Below are 13440 nucleotides of genomic sequence, written 5' to 3' on the forward strand. Positions count from 1 at the left end.
ATCTGCGCGTACGTCGCCCCGGGCGGACCACAGGTCCGGCGCACCGGCTCCGGGACGGAGGAAGCTTGATGGACCTCAGAACGGCGTGTCCCGTCACCGCGCACGAAGCGCTGGACCGCGCCGCGTTGCTCGCTCCCGACGTCGAGGCGGTGGTCACCGCCGACGAACGGATCACCTACGCCGAGCTGGCCCGGGAGGTCGCCCGCATCCGCGCGGCCCTCACCGCCGCCGGCATCGGGCGCGGCGACCGGGTCGGCGTCTGCCTCGGCAACGAGCCACGCTGGGTCGCCCTGTTCGTCGCCCTCGGGAGCGTCGGAGCCGTCACCGTCCCGGTGAACACCCGGTTCACCGCCGGTGAGGTGGAGTACACGCTGCGCCACGCCCGCATCTCCACCCTGTTCGTCGCGGACCGGGTCCTGCGCGTGGACTTCATCACGATGCTGCGCGAGATCGGCATCGGTCACGCCGGGACCCCGACCTGCCCGGCTCTGCCCGAGCTCAGGTCGGTCGTCGTCCTCGGCGAGAACGTCCCCGAGTGGGGGACCGCGTGGTCGGACTTCGTCGAGGCGGGGAGCGAGGTGGGCACCGTACCGCCCGCCGCCGACCCGGACGACGTCCTGCTGGTCCAGTACACCTCTGGCACCACCTCGCGGCCCAAGGGCGTGCTGCTCACCCACCGCAGCATGTGCGCCGACGCCTTCTTCGCCGGGGTACGCCTCGGCCTGCGCCCTGGCGACCGCTACCACAGCGCGCGGCCGTTCTTCCACGTCGCGGGGAGCACGCTCTCGGTGCTCGCGTCGATCCAGCACGCCACCACCCTGGTGACCATGGCGCGCTTCGAGCCCGCCGAGGCGCTGCGCCTGTTCGAGGCGGAACGGTGCACGCACTTCTCCGGCAACGACACCATCGCGCTGATGCTGCTCAACCACCCCGACCGCGCCCGGCGGACGCTGCACCTGCGGGGAGCCTGGGTCGCGGCGTCCTCCACCGTGATCCGGCGCGTGATCGACGAACTCGGCGCCACCGAGTGCGTCGCCGCCTACGGCCTGTCCGAGGCCTCCCCCAACGTCGCACTGTCCGCCTGGTGGGAGGAGGAGGCCGTACGGGCCTCCGGCGCGATGCGCGTCCAGCCGGGTGTGGAGGTCCGCATCCGCGCCCTCGACGGCAGTCGAGACTGCGCCCCGGACGAGCCGGGTTCGATCCTCGTCCGCGGCTGGAACGTCATGCGGGGCTACCTCGACGACGCCGAACAGACCGCCGCGACCATCGACTCCGACGGGTGGCTGTTCACCGGCGACATCGGCGTCCTCGACGAGGCCGGGCGCCTGCACTTCGTCGGACGCACGAAGGACATCATCAGGGTCGGTGGGGAGAACGTCGCGCCCGCCGACATCGAGGATGCCCTGCACCGCCACCCCGGCGTCCACCAGGCCGCCGTGGTCGGGGTCCCCGACGAGCGGTTGATCGAGGTTCCCTTCGCGTTCGTCGTGCTCACCGAGTCCGGTGACGCCACCGAGGAGGAACTGCTCGGCTGGTCCCGCACGCACCTCGCCGGGTTCAAGGTCCCCCGTTATCTCCGCATCGTGGACGGGTTCGAGGACATCGGGATGACCGCGAGCTCGAAGGTGCAGAAGAACCAGCTCGCGGCCCACGCGCGCGGGCTGCTCGACCAGGAGCGCAGCGAGGTGGGGGCGTGATCTCCACCTCCGTCACCCGTCTGCTCGGAATCGACCTGCCGATCATTCAGGGCGGCATGTCCTGGGCCTCGTCCAACTCCGCCCTGCCGCTCGCCGTGAGCCGGGCCGGTGGACTCGGCGTCGTCGCCGCGGGCCCGATGCGGATCCCCGACCTCACCCGCACGCTCGACGAGATGGCCGCCGGGACCGACCGCCCGTGGGCCGTCAACCTTCCCCTCTACCGGCGGGGCGCCGACGAGGTGATCGACCTCCTCCTCCGGCGCAGGCCGCCGATCCTGATCGCGGCCCAGGGCGGGACGCAGCGCTACCTTGAGCGCTTCCGCGACATCGGCACCACGTGCCTGCACGTCGTCGCCGGCATCGAGCACGCCCACAAGGCCGCGGCGGCGGGCGTCGACGGGCTGATCGTCGTCGGCGCCGAGGCGGGCGGCCACCCGCCACCCGCCATGGTCACCACGCAGGTCCTCGTACGCGCCGTCGTCACCGCGGTCCCCGGCGTCCCCGTCATCGCCTCCGGCGGCGTCGCAGACGGCGCGGGCCTCGCCGCGATGCTCGCCCTCGGGGCCGACGCCGCGCAGTTCGGCACCCGGTTCCTCGCCAGCCACGAGGCGGGCGTCCACCCGAACTACAAGGCCGCCGTCCTCGCGGCGACCGTCGACGGCACCCGAGCCGTCGGACGCGGGCTCGGCGTCACCCGTGCGCTCGCGAACGAGTTCACGGCCCGCATGATCGAACTTGAGGAGTCCAACGCGGACATCGACGTGCGCGGCAAGGCGTTCCAGGCCTCGACGCTGCGGGACGCCGCGCTGTACGGCGACGTCACCTGGGGCAAGGCCGAGGCGGGTCAGTCCGCCGGACTCATCCACTCGGTGCTCCCGGCGGCCGAGATCGTCGAACGGATCGTCGCGGAGTACGCCGAGGCCTGTGAGAGGCTCCGTCCACCTCTGTAACGGCCGCCGACACGCTCCGGAGCACGCCGTCGGCACCGGACGTGCGGCGATCACCCGATCCGGTGCCCGCTCAAATCACCTTGACAGCACCGAACCTGGCGGGATGCCATATGGGATCGGCAAGCTTTGCCCTTGAGGCAAGGGAGGTAAGTCTTGAACGATCCTGTTCAAGAGGCGCGGATCGGCCACGTCGCCACGGCGTTCGCCCACGACTTCGCCGGGTTCCACCGCGCCGTCTCCATCCCGTTCATCCCGCTCCACATAACCAGCGTTACACCTGACGACCGGCGTACAGCCGCGCGCTTACTTACAGACCAGAGCCCGCCGTTTCGGGCGAAACCGAGCTCGATGAGCCGAGCGGGAGCCACAGGCGCTGCCCCATCCGCGCCCGTGGCCTCCTCGCTCACCCTCGCCTCCGTCTTCCTCCGGTGAGGAGAACCATGATCAGCGACCTTTCCGAAGCCTCGATCCGTCAACCCGTCCACGGACTCCTCGCGGCCGCGGACATCGGTCTCACCAGAACCGATCCGCCACCCGCCCTCGTCGGCCGCGTGGTCGTGCTCTACGACGACCACGGCACCCGCATCACGCACCGTTTCGGTGCGGAAACCGTCACGTGGACGCGTAGCCCGGGGCGCGGAGACGACGTCTCGGCCTCAGGAGAGGGCCGCTACGACGCGTTCCGGGTCGCGGACGATCTCTTCTACGTACAGTTCCGCCACACGCAGACGCCGACGGAGTCCGTGAGCCTCGCGCTCGACTTCACGAGCGGGCACGCGCTTTCGGTGCTCACCCTGGCCGGCGACCCCTCACCGGGCCGGCCCCGGGTCCTGCAGTGCTTCGCGACGGCGCGGATCGAGGGCGTGGAGTCGACCATGCTTCCGCCCGCGCCGTCCACCGCGCTCACCGGCCGCCGTGTGCTGTGGGAGTACGGCCACGACCGCGTGTACGAGCACATCTACCTCGGGCCGCGGCAGTACGCCTGGCAGTGCCTGGCCGGTTCCGAGGAGGGGCTCGCGGACACCGACGAGTGCACCGCCTACGAACTGCGCCCCGGCATCTTCCTGTTCGCCTGGCGGGAGAAGGCGCTCCCCTGCGCGGCGGTGACGGTCGCCGACCACCGTGACATCCGCAGCGTCCGTTCGCGGGGTGTGCTGTTCGGGCTCGACGAGTCCCGGCAGGTTCTCGACCATTTCACGCTTGACGGGTTCGGCAGGCTGATCGGCACGACGGTCTATCCCGCCGAGTTCGACCCGGCGCGTTAGACCCGGTTCCCGGGCCGGACGGCATATGCCTTCCGGCCCGGGCGCCCCATCACATAATAGATGGATTGATACATCACATCTAGTATGTGAGCTGTTTTCATCCTCGAAACGACGTCACGCGCCCGGCCGGGCGCGGAACCGGGCCCACGCAAGAGCGCCGAGCCTTCGGTGGCTCCCCTCGCGAGACCAGGCAGGACCCGGTTTCCCCCGGCACGAGGACGCGGCCGTTTCCCCGTCAGAGACCCGAAGGAGCCCCGATGACCGTGACGCCCGTCCCGTTCGACCCCGACCTTCTGCCCGCCTACGAGGCGCTCCACGTCGGCGAGGGCCCGCCGCTCGGCCCGGAGACCGTACGCGCGGGGCGCGACGGCGGCGGGTCGATGACCAAGCCCATCGAGGAGATCCTCGGCGACCGCCCGGTGGAGTTCGAGGACCGGGTGATCCCGGGCCCGGCGGGGGCTCCCGACCTCACCGTCTCCATCCTTCGTCCGAAGGGCGGGGTCACGACGCCGGCCGCGCTGTACAACATCCACGGCGGCGGGATGTGCATGGGCAACCGGTTCTGGTCCATGGAGAGCTTCGTGGAGCTCGTCGACGTCTACGGGCTCGTCGCGGTCTCGGTCGAGTACCGGCTCGCACCCGAGCACCCGCATCCCGCGCCGGTCGAGGACTGCTACGCGGGTCTCGTCTGGGTCTCCGAGCACGCCGGCGAACTGGGCTTCGACCCGGGGCGGATCGTCGTGATGGGGCGCAGCGCGGGCGGCGGCCTCGCCGCGGGCGTGTCGCTGCTGGCCCGTGACCGGGGCGGGCCCGCCATCGCCGGGCAGGGGCTGTACTGCCCGATGATCGACGACAGGAACACCACGGCGTCGAGTCACCAGTACGACGGGATCGGCTGGTGGGACCGTAACAGCAACCTCTGGGGCTGGCGTTTCCTGCTGGGTGACGACGCGGGCGGCCCGGAGGTGTCCCCGTACGCCGCCCCGTCGCGGGCGACCGACCTGTCCGGCCTCCCGCCCGCCTACATCGACGCGGGCGCCTGCGAGGTGTTCCGTGACGAGGCCGTCGACTACGCGACACGCATCTGGGCGGTCGGCGGCCAGGCCGAGCTGCACATCTGGGCGGGGGCGTTCCACGGCTTCACGGAGCAGGCCCCCGGAACCACGGTCAGCCGGGCGTCGAAGGCCGCCCGCGGCTCCTGGCTCGAACGTGTCCTCGATCTCCCCCGCGCGACCGCCTGGGAGGCCGGAGACAGCCGGCCGGCCGGCGGGGCGCACGGGTGACGACCGTCGTACTTTATACGCACCAGATTTGACATGTGATATATCAAGTATAGAATTCAAAGGAAAGACTTCACGCAGCACCGCCGCCATCGGCCCCGGCGAGGACCGGGGCCGGGCCGTCCGGCGATCCCGACGAAGTGAGGAGCGATCCATGACGATGAACTTTCGCCCCGAAGACCTTGACCTGAGCGAATCGAAGCAGCGGCCTCTCGTACCGCCGAGTGCCACGCCCATCGAGCCCGCCGAGATTCTCACCCGCAACCGTGTCCTGCACATGAGCGAGGACAAGAAGTTCATCATCGGCACCTGGGAGTGCGCGCCCGGCTCGTCCCGTTGGGAGTACCCCAACCGGGAGGAGTCGATCTACGTGATCTCCGGCACCATGACCGTGCAGGAGGACGGCGGCGAACCCGTCAAGCTCACGCCCGGGTCGAGCGCGGTTTTCCCCGTCGGCTGGAACGGCACCTGGACCGTCCACGAGACCTTCCAGAAGGTGTACCACATCTACCGCCTCTGATCTCCGGCGCGGGAAAGGCCCGGAAGCCGCCACAGCGGCTTCCGGGCCTTCGGTGTTTCGCGCGCTACTCGCGGACGGGAAAGTGGCAGGCGTTGAGCACGCCCAGCCCGGTGCGGTCGAGCAGTGCGGGCTCCTCCTCCGCGCACACGTCGGCGGCCTTCCAGCACCGGGTACGGAACCGGCAGCCGCTCGGCGGATCGGTCGGGCTGGGGACGTCGCCCTCAAGGATGATCTCCTTCCTGGAGCCGCGGGAGCCGACCTCAGCCGAGGGGATGGCGCTCAGCAGCGCCTGCGTGTACGGGTGGCCGGGGTCGGACAGCACCTCGGGGCCCGCCTCGACGATCCGGCCCAGGTACATCACCAGCACGCGGTGGCTGACGGCGCGCACGACGGCCACGTCGTGCGCGATGAGCAGGTAGGCGAGTCCCAGTTCGTCCTGCAGGTCCATGAGCAGGTTGATGATCTGGGCCTGGATCGACACGTCGAGCGCGGAGATCGGCTCGTCGAGCACCAGAACCCGCGGCTTCAGCGCGAGCGCGCGCGCGATGCCGATGCGCTGCATCTGCCCGCCGGAGAACTCGTGCGGGAACCGGTTCGCGTACACCGGCTGGAGCCCGACCATCTCCAGGAGCTCCTCGGCCACGTACTTGTCCCGTGGGAGTCCCTGCACGCGGAGGGGCTCCTCGATGATGTCCCGCACCCGCATCCGCGGGTTGACCGACGCGAACGGGTCCTGGAAGACGATCTGCACCTCCCGCCGCAGCATCCGCATCTGGCTCCGGCTCGCGGTCCTCAGGTCCATGCCCTTGTACCGGATGGACCCGGCGGTCGGGCGGGCCAGCCCGACGATCGACCGCGCGACGGTCGACTTGCCGCACCCCGACTCCCCGACGAGCGAGACGGTCTGGCCCTTGTGCAGAGTGAAGTCCACGCCGTCGACGGCGTACACCGTCTCGGCGTACCGGCCGCGTCTGCGCCTGCCGAGCGGAAAGTGGACCTTGAGTCCCTCGATCCGCAGCAGCTCCTCCCCGGCCGGTTCCGCGGGGTCCATCACGTCTTGCTGTGTGCTGTGGAACATGGGTTCCGACTCCTCACCGTCGAGCACGAGCGCGGGGACACGCTCAGGGGGTGACCTCTTCAAGGAAGTGGCATGCGGACCGGTGGTCGTCCGTCGGCGCCGGGCGCAGCTCCGGCTGTTCCAGGAGACACCGCTCCCGGTCGCCGCGGAGACCGCACCTGGGCGCGAAGGAACATCCGGGGGGCAGGTCCATCGGGTTGGGCGGAAGGCCGTGGATCGGCGTGAGCCGCCGCCGGACGGAGTCCACCGGCAGCCGGCTCGGCGTGCACCGGAGCAGGCCGACGGTGTAGGGATGCTTGGGGTTTCCGAGCACCTCCTCGACGGTGCCCATCTCCACCACCCGCCCCGCGTACATGACCAGGACGCGGTCGACGTTCTGCGCCACCAGGCCGATGTCGTGGGTGATCAGCATGATCCCGACGTTGGTGCGCTGCTGTACCTCGCGCAGCAGCCGCATGATCTGCGCCTGGATCGTGGCGTCGAGCGCGGTGGTCGGCTCGTCGGCGATGAGCACCTTCGGGTCGCAGCTCATCGCCATGGCGATCATCACCCGCTGCCGCATGCCGCCGGACAGCTCATGCGGATACTGCCGGGCGCGCCGTTCCGGCGCCGGCACCCCGACGGCCGCGAGCAGTTCGACGGCCCGGCGCCGGGCCGCCTCCCTGTCGGCCTTCGACGGCCTGCGCTGGTGGGTCAGGATTCCCTCGGCGATCTGCGCTCCGATCCGATGGACCGGGTTGAGCGAGGTCATCGGATCCTGGAAGATCATCGCCACGTCCGACCCGCTCGCCGCCCGCAGGCTGCGGCGGTCGAGCGCCAGCAGGTCCTTCCCGTCCACCCGGATCTCGCCGGACACGACCTTGCCCGGCGGCTTCGGGATCAGCCCGAGGATGGACATCGCGGTCACGCTCTTGCCCGACCCGGACTCGCCGACGATCCCCAATGTCTCTCCGGCACGCAGGTCGAAGCTCACATCGGTCACCGCCGCCACGGTCCCGCGCTTGGTCGTGAACACCGTCGTCAGGTTCCGCACGGACAGACATCCGTCCGGCGCCGGGGTCCGCGGATGTTCGTGGATTTCGGACTCGGTCACGTCGGTCATCGACACACCTTCGGGTCGGCCGGTCTCCGGCAGGTCAACTGTTCGCGGTCCGGGGATCCAGGGCATCCCGCAGTCCGTCACCGAGGAGGTTGAAGCCCAGGGCCGCGACGAAGATCGCCAATCCGGGCACCAGCGAGAACAACGGGTCTGTCTGCAGGTAGGTGGTGCCGTCGCGGAGCATTCCACCCCACGTGGCCGTGGGGGGCGGCAGGCCGAGGCCGAGGAAGCTCAAGCCCGCCTCGATCCGGATCGTCACGGCCGCGGTCATGCTGGCGATGACCACCATCTCGCTGCGCAGGTTGGGCCAGATGTGCTTGTACAGGATCCACGGCGCCCGCGCGCCGAACACGATGCTGCTCTTCACGAACTCCCGCTCCCGGAACGCCAGGGCGGGACCGTGCGCGAGCCGTGCGAACACCGGGATGATCCCGATCACGATCGCCAGCGTGATGTTCCAGACTCCCTGCCCGAACAGGGCGACGAAGAGCAGGGCGAGGATGAGCCCGGGGAACGCCATCTTCACATCGACGATCCACATGATCACGCGCTCGGTCTTCCCCCGGAAGTAGCCGGCGATCATCCCGACCGGAACGCCCACGGCCATCCCCAGCAGCACCGACGACACCCCGATGACCATCGAGACCTGGGTGCCGTAGATCAGCCGCGTGTAGATGTCCCGGCCGAACTGGTCGCGGCCGAGCCAGTGTTCGGCGCTCGGCGGCTCCAGCTGGGCCGCCAGATCCTGCTGCGCCGGGTCCTGAGAGGTGAACAGGGCCGGAAAGAGCGCGACGAACACCAGAAAGATGATTATCAGCCCGCCGATGATCAGCAGCGGATTGAGCCGGCGCAGTCCCCTCCTCCGGGGCTGCGAGGCATATCGTGAACCGCCCTTGTCTGGCGGGGGGACGGCGGCGGTCACCACCGCTCCCGGGTCGTTCGTCGTCATGCTCGTACCGGCATTCGTGTCGTCTCGACGTCGCTCGGGCGCCGAGGGCTGTGGATGCAGAGCGGCCGGAGGCTTGTCGGATCCATGGAGGACCTCACACCGTCTTGGTTCGGGGGTCGAGGACGTGGTAGAGGGCGTCGACGGCCGCGTTCACGAGGACGATCACCGTGGTGATCACGATGATGCACCCCTGCACGGTCGTGTAGTCACGTGCCTGCATGGCGTTGACCATCAGGCTGCCCAGCCCCGGGCGGGCGAACACCGTCTCGATGAGCACCGCGTCCCCCACCAGGGTGATGAACGAGATGCCGGCGATCGGGACGAGCGGAAGTGAGCCGGGCTGGAGCACGTGGCGCACCAGGACGCGGCCTTCCCGCACCCCTTTCGCCCGTGCCGTACGGACGTGGTTCTCCCCGATGACCTCGACCATGAGCGAGCGGGTGATTCGGGAGGTGTAGGCGGTGCTCACGATTCCCATGGCCAGCGCGGGCAACAGGATCCGTTGCAGGTTCGCGCCGAGCTCCGTGAAGGAGGCGACCCCGTTGGTCGGCAGACCGAGTGGCAGCGCGATGAACAGGATCAGCAGCACGGCGACGAAGAAGCTCGGGAAGGACAGCCCGATCAGCGACAGGATCCGCCCGACGACGTCGGGCGACCTGTCCTTCCACACCGCTTCCACGATGCCGAGGGCGATCCCGCCGAGCTTGCCGATGAGGAGTCCCGCCACCGCGAGTTCGAGCGTGTGCGGGAGCACACTCAGGATCGTCTCGCTCACCGGCAGGCCGTTGGTGAGCGAGTTGCCGAGGTCGCCCTGGGCGAGCTGCGTCAGGAACTTCCAGTACTGCAGGAACACCGGGTCGGTGAGTCCGAGCTTCTCGTTGAGCCGCGCCACCGCGTCCGGGGACGCGTCCTGGCCCAGGATGGCCACGGCGGGACCGCCGGGGGTGAGCCGGATCAGGAAGAAGACGGCGGTGGAGACCACCGCCAGGGTCAGCAGCAGCCGCCCGAACAGCTTCAGGAAGTAACGCGCCATCAGCCGTTCTCCGCTCGTGAGGTCACGGGTGCGCCGCAGGCGGCTCGCGATGCCGCGAACACGTGGGCGAGCATGGGCAGGTTCTGTACGGAGGTCCGCGCGATGATCGTCGTGGCGACGCAGTCGTGCCACCGCGTCTCAAGGTCCCGCTGGACCTTCTCGGGTGGGCCGACCAGCGCGATCGCCTCGACCATCTCCGTGGGTACGGCGGCCGCCATGCCCTCGCGGTCGCGGGCCTTGAACCGCTCGGTGATCTCCCTGCACGGTTCCTCGAAACCGAGCCGGGCGATGGAGTTGTAGTGGAAGTTCATGCCTTCGGCTCCGTTGGCCGCGACCTGGAAGGCGATGCCCGGCCTGAGCTCGTCGGCGGCCGTCTCGACGTCCGGCCCGAACGCGACGGCCACGCCGGGGGCCACCTCGAAGTTCTCGGGGCGTCCCCCGGGCCGGCGGCGGAACCCGGCCTCAAGCCGTTCCCGGTACCAGTGGTCGAACTCCGGGGAGAAGTTCGTCGGCAGCCAGCCGTCGGCGATCTCGGCGGCCAGCGAGATGTTCTTCGGCCCCTCCGCGCCCAGGTAGATGGGGATGTCGGTACGGGCGTCCCGGATGCCAGGACGGATCGAGCGCCCCAGCCCGGTTCCGCCGGTCGCCGGGAGCCTGTAGATCTCGCCGTTGTGGGAGACACGCTCCCGGGCGAACGTGTCGCGCATGATCGTGACGTACTCACGGGTCCACCGCAGCGGCCGTTCGAAGGGCATCCCGTACCACCCCTCGACCACCTGCGGGCCGGACAGCCCCAGGCCGACGACCACGCGCCCGCCGGAGAGCCGGTCCAGCGTCATGGCGGCCATCGCGGTCGCGGTCGGGGCGCGGGCCGCCATCTGCGCGACGCCCGTGCCGAGGCGCATCGTCCTGGTCTTGGCGCCCCACCAGGCCAGGGGGGTGAAGGAGTCGGTGCCGTACGACTCCGACGTCCACCCCGACTCGTAACCGGCGGCCTCGGCGACCTCGGCGGCTTCGGCACCCAGCGTGTAGATCGAGCAGGCGAGCTTATCGATCACTTGGGGCTCCTTCCGGCTCGGTCGCCGCCCGTGGTGTGGTCACCACTGGAAGTTCGCCCCGTTCTCCCGCCTCGCCAGCTGCGCGGTGCGCATGACCCGGTAGCCCGCCTGGACGGCGGCGCCGTAGGGCATGTCGGCGGACTCGTAGAAGAACCTCTTCGCCATGTGCACCGCGTAGGCGGGGTTGGCCGCGATCTGCCGCGCCACCTCCATGGCCCGTTCCCCGAGCCGTTCTGCGGGCACGACCTCGTTCACGATGCCGATCCGCAGGGCCTCCTCCGCGGGTACGCGCCTGCCGGTGACGAGCATCGACATCGCCGCCCGTGTGCCGACGACCTCGCGCAGCCGCGGGATGCCGTTGCCCTGGACGAGGCCGTGCGTGACCTCAGGGTGCCCGAACACGGCGTCCTCGCTCGCGATCACGAGGTCGGTGAGGTTCACGACCAGCGTCCCGAGACCCAGCGCGTAGCCCTGCACCGCCGCGATGATCACGGGCCGTGCGTACCGGAAGTTGTGCGCCATCTCGGTGCCGGTGGACACCTCGAACGAGGGCGTCCGGCTCTGCCCCAAATGGTCGCCCAGCTCGCTGAGATCGGTGCCGCCGCAGAACGCCCGGCCCTCGGCGCGCAGCACGACCGCGCGGCAGTCCTGCAGTTCGTCACCGGTGAGCACCGCCGCCAGCTGCCGGTGCATCTCGAAGTTGAACGCGTTGAGCTTCTCCGGCCGATTCAGTGTGATGACGCCGACGCCATCGGTCACGACCTGGAACTCGACCTCGGCCACTACAGCACCTCTCTTCCGCACAGCTTCTCCGCCTGGCTTTCGCACAGCGCGGGATCAGCAGTCCTTGGCTCCGGCATTGACGGTGGACTTGTAACTCGGCTGCCAGTTGCCGGGGATCGTGGTCGGCGGCTCGACGCCGCCCATGGTGAACCCGCAGACCGCGCCGTAGGCCTGGTAGGCCACGAAGAGCGGCTTCGCCGCGGCGTCCGCGAGGATCTTGTCGTTGATCTCCTGCCACAGTTGCGCCTGCTCCGCGGAGTCGGACGTCTTGGCCGCCTTCTCGATCAGGGCGTCGGCACCGTCGTACCCGCCGAAGTTCTGCGCCGGGTGCTTGCCGCCCCGTACGGCCGAGGGGCCGTAGAAGAAGTCCGTGTACGGGATCTGCGGCGTGGGCCGGTAGGAGATGAGGGTGAGCATGAGCGGCTCCTGGCCGGTCATGATCGCCGTCTGCCAGGTCGGCACGTCCACCGTCTTGATCTTGACGTTGACGCCGATCTCCTTCATCTGGGCCTGGAGGACCTGGAAGGTGGTCGCGTTGCTGGGCGCGGTGACGGTGACGTCGAAGCCCTTGGGGTATCCCGCAGCCGCGAGCATCTGGCGGGCCTTCGCCACGTCGAACTCGTACGCCAGGCCCGCCTGCTCCACGTGGGCGTCGGGGACGCCGCCCGGCAGCTGGGCCCCCCACACGCTGAGCGTCGGCTTCGCGGTCCGCTTCCCGGTCAGGGTCACGTAGTCGTCGCGGTTCACCGCGTACGCCAGCGCCTTGCGCACCTCAGGGTTGGCGGTCGGGCCGACCTTCGTGTTGAACAACAGGTACCAGGTGCCGAAGAGCGGGGTCTCGACGACCTTGAACCCCTGCCTGGAGTCGATGACCTCAAGGCCCTTGTCCCCGGTCGCGGTGGGCGACGCGACGTCGAGGTCGCCGCCGAACAGGGCGGCCTGCCGGGCCGTGTCGTCCGCCATGAACCGGATGTCCCACCCGGCGGACAGCGGCTTGCCCAGGTAGTAGTCGTCGTTGGCCAGCAACGTGATGCGCTGGCCCGGGGTCCAGTTCTCGAACTTGAACGGCCCCGGCCCCACGGGGCGCTTGCCGAAGTCCTCGCCCTCGGCCTCGACCGCCTTCTTGCACACCACGAGCCCGCCCTGCCAGTTCGAGATCGTGGGCAGGAACGCGGCGGGCGAGACCGGCTGCTTCATCGTCACCTTCACGGTGCCGGCGTCCACCGCCTCGACCGTGTCGTAGGCGGCGAACACCGAGGCGAACGTCGACTTCTCGGGGTCCGCCGCCCGCTTCAGCGAGAACACCACGTCGTCGGACGTCAGGTCGTACGCCGGGGTCTTCTGGCCGGCGGGGCACTTCACGCCCGTGCGGAGCGCGATCGTCCAGACCTGCTTGCCGTCCTGCGTCGCGGGCTGCGGGATCTCCTTCGCGATCCCCGGCTCGAACGGCGCCGTCGCGTTGCCCGGCTGATAACGGACGAGGCCGTCGAACAGCATCATCGACAGGCTGCGGTCGACCGGCTGTACGGCACGGACCGGGTCCATCGACGTGATGCCCTCGGTGGCCACGCCCCATCGGATGGTCGGCCGCTCGTTCGTCGCCGGACTCTCACCACCGCCACAACCGGCGGCCGCCAGTATCGTGACCAGCGCGGCAGGGGCAACAACCCTGCGTACCTTCATTGTTCGCTCCCATGTCCCGGGCACTGACCCGATTCCGAAAGTCCA

At 69.8% G+C, this 13440-nt stretch carries 11 protein-coding genes and 1 pseudogene; 5 read left to right on the top strand and 7 right to left on the bottom strand.

Features of this window, described 5'->3' with window-relative positions; all coding sequences use genetic code 11:
- Window positions 1-68 precede the first annotated feature (68 nt).
- The 5 genes from ACFYY8_RS10160 to ACFYY8_RS10180 all read left to right on the top strand — a co-directional run bounded on the left by ACFYY8_RS10160 (window position 69) and on the right by ACFYY8_RS10180 (window position 5712).
- A complete protein-coding gene (locus ACFYY8_RS10160) occupies window positions 69-1697 on the top strand; it encodes an AMP-binding protein (RefSeq protein WP_390039167.1) in 1629 nt (542 codons plus the stop codon).
- Window positions 1694-2647, top strand: a complete 954-nt coding sequence (locus ACFYY8_RS10165) for an NAD(P)H-dependent flavin oxidoreductase (protein WP_390039169.1) — start codon at window positions 1694-1696, stop codon at window positions 2645-2647. The genes ACFYY8_RS10160 and ACFYY8_RS10165 overlap by 4 nt, the downstream gene beginning before the upstream one ends.
- A gap of 440 nt (window positions 2648-3087) precedes the next feature.
- A complete protein-coding gene (locus ACFYY8_RS10170) occupies window positions 3088-3912 on the top strand; it encodes a MoaF C-terminal domain-containing protein (protein WP_390039171.1) in 825 nt (274 codons plus the stop codon).
- Between the two features lie 257 nt (window positions 3913-4169).
- Window positions 4170-5195, top strand: a complete 1026-nt coding sequence (locus ACFYY8_RS10175; protein WP_390039173.1) for an alpha/beta hydrolase — start codon at window positions 4170-4172, stop codon at window positions 5193-5195.
- A gap of 151 nt (window positions 5196-5346) precedes the next feature.
- Entirely contained in the window at window positions 5347-5712 is a 366-nt protein-coding gene (locus tag ACFYY8_RS10180; RefSeq protein ID WP_390039175.1) for a cupin domain-containing protein, read from the top strand.
- 64 nt (window positions 5713-5776) lie between these two features.
- Here the strand turns inward: ACFYY8_RS10180 and ACFYY8_RS10185 are convergent.
- The 7 genes and pseudogenes from ACFYY8_RS10185 to ACFYY8_RS10215 all read right to left on the bottom strand — a co-directional run.
- A pseudogene (locus ACFYY8_RS10185) lies at window positions 5777-6622 on the bottom strand (ABC transporter ATP-binding protein); the annotation flags it as partial.
- 211 nt (window positions 6623-6833) lie between these two features.
- Window positions 6834-7892, bottom strand: a complete 1059-nt coding sequence (locus ACFYY8_RS10190) for an ABC transporter ATP-binding protein (RefSeq protein ID WP_390039177.1) — start codon at window positions 7890-7892, stop codon at window positions 6834-6836.
- A 34-nt stretch (window positions 7893-7926) separates the two neighbouring features.
- Window positions 7927-8838 (bottom strand): ABC transporter permease, encoded by a 912-nt coding sequence (locus ACFYY8_RS10195; RefSeq protein ID WP_390039179.1) that lies wholly within the window; start codon window positions 8836-8838, stop codon window positions 7927-7929.
- A 94-nt stretch (window positions 8839-8932) separates the two neighbouring features.
- The gene (locus tag ACFYY8_RS10200) at window positions 8933-9871 is read right to left on the bottom strand and encodes an ABC transporter permease (protein WP_390039181.1); all 939 of its coding nucleotides are present in this window, start codon (window positions 9869-9871) and stop codon (window positions 8933-8935) included.
- The gene (locus tag ACFYY8_RS10205; protein WP_390039183.1) at window positions 9871-10929 is read right to left on the bottom strand and encodes an LLM class F420-dependent oxidoreductase; all 1059 of its coding nucleotides are present in this window, start codon (window positions 10927-10929) and stop codon (window positions 9871-9873) included. Before ACFYY8_RS10205 ends, ACFYY8_RS10200 begins: the two co-directional genes overlap by 1 nt.
- 39 nt (window positions 10930-10968) lie before the next feature.
- The gene (locus ACFYY8_RS10210) at window positions 10969-11712 is read right to left on the bottom strand and encodes an enoyl-CoA hydratase/isomerase family protein (protein ID WP_390039185.1); all 744 of its coding nucleotides are present in this window, start codon (window positions 11710-11712) and stop codon (window positions 10969-10971) included.
- Window positions 11713-11766: 54 nt separating this feature from the next.
- Window positions 11767-13395 carry an ABC transporter substrate-binding protein gene (locus ACFYY8_RS10215; RefSeq protein WP_390039187.1) on the bottom strand — a complete coding sequence of 543 codons (1629 nt, stop codon included), beginning with the start codon at window positions 13393-13395 and terminating at the stop codon, window positions 11767-11769.
- Window positions 13396-13440 lie beyond the last annotated feature (45 nt).

It is taken from the genome of Streptosporangium sp. NPDC001559, assembly GCF_042893955.1.
Taxonomy (GTDB): Bacteria; Actinomycetota; Actinomycetes; order Streptosporangiales; family Streptosporangiaceae; genus Streptosporangium.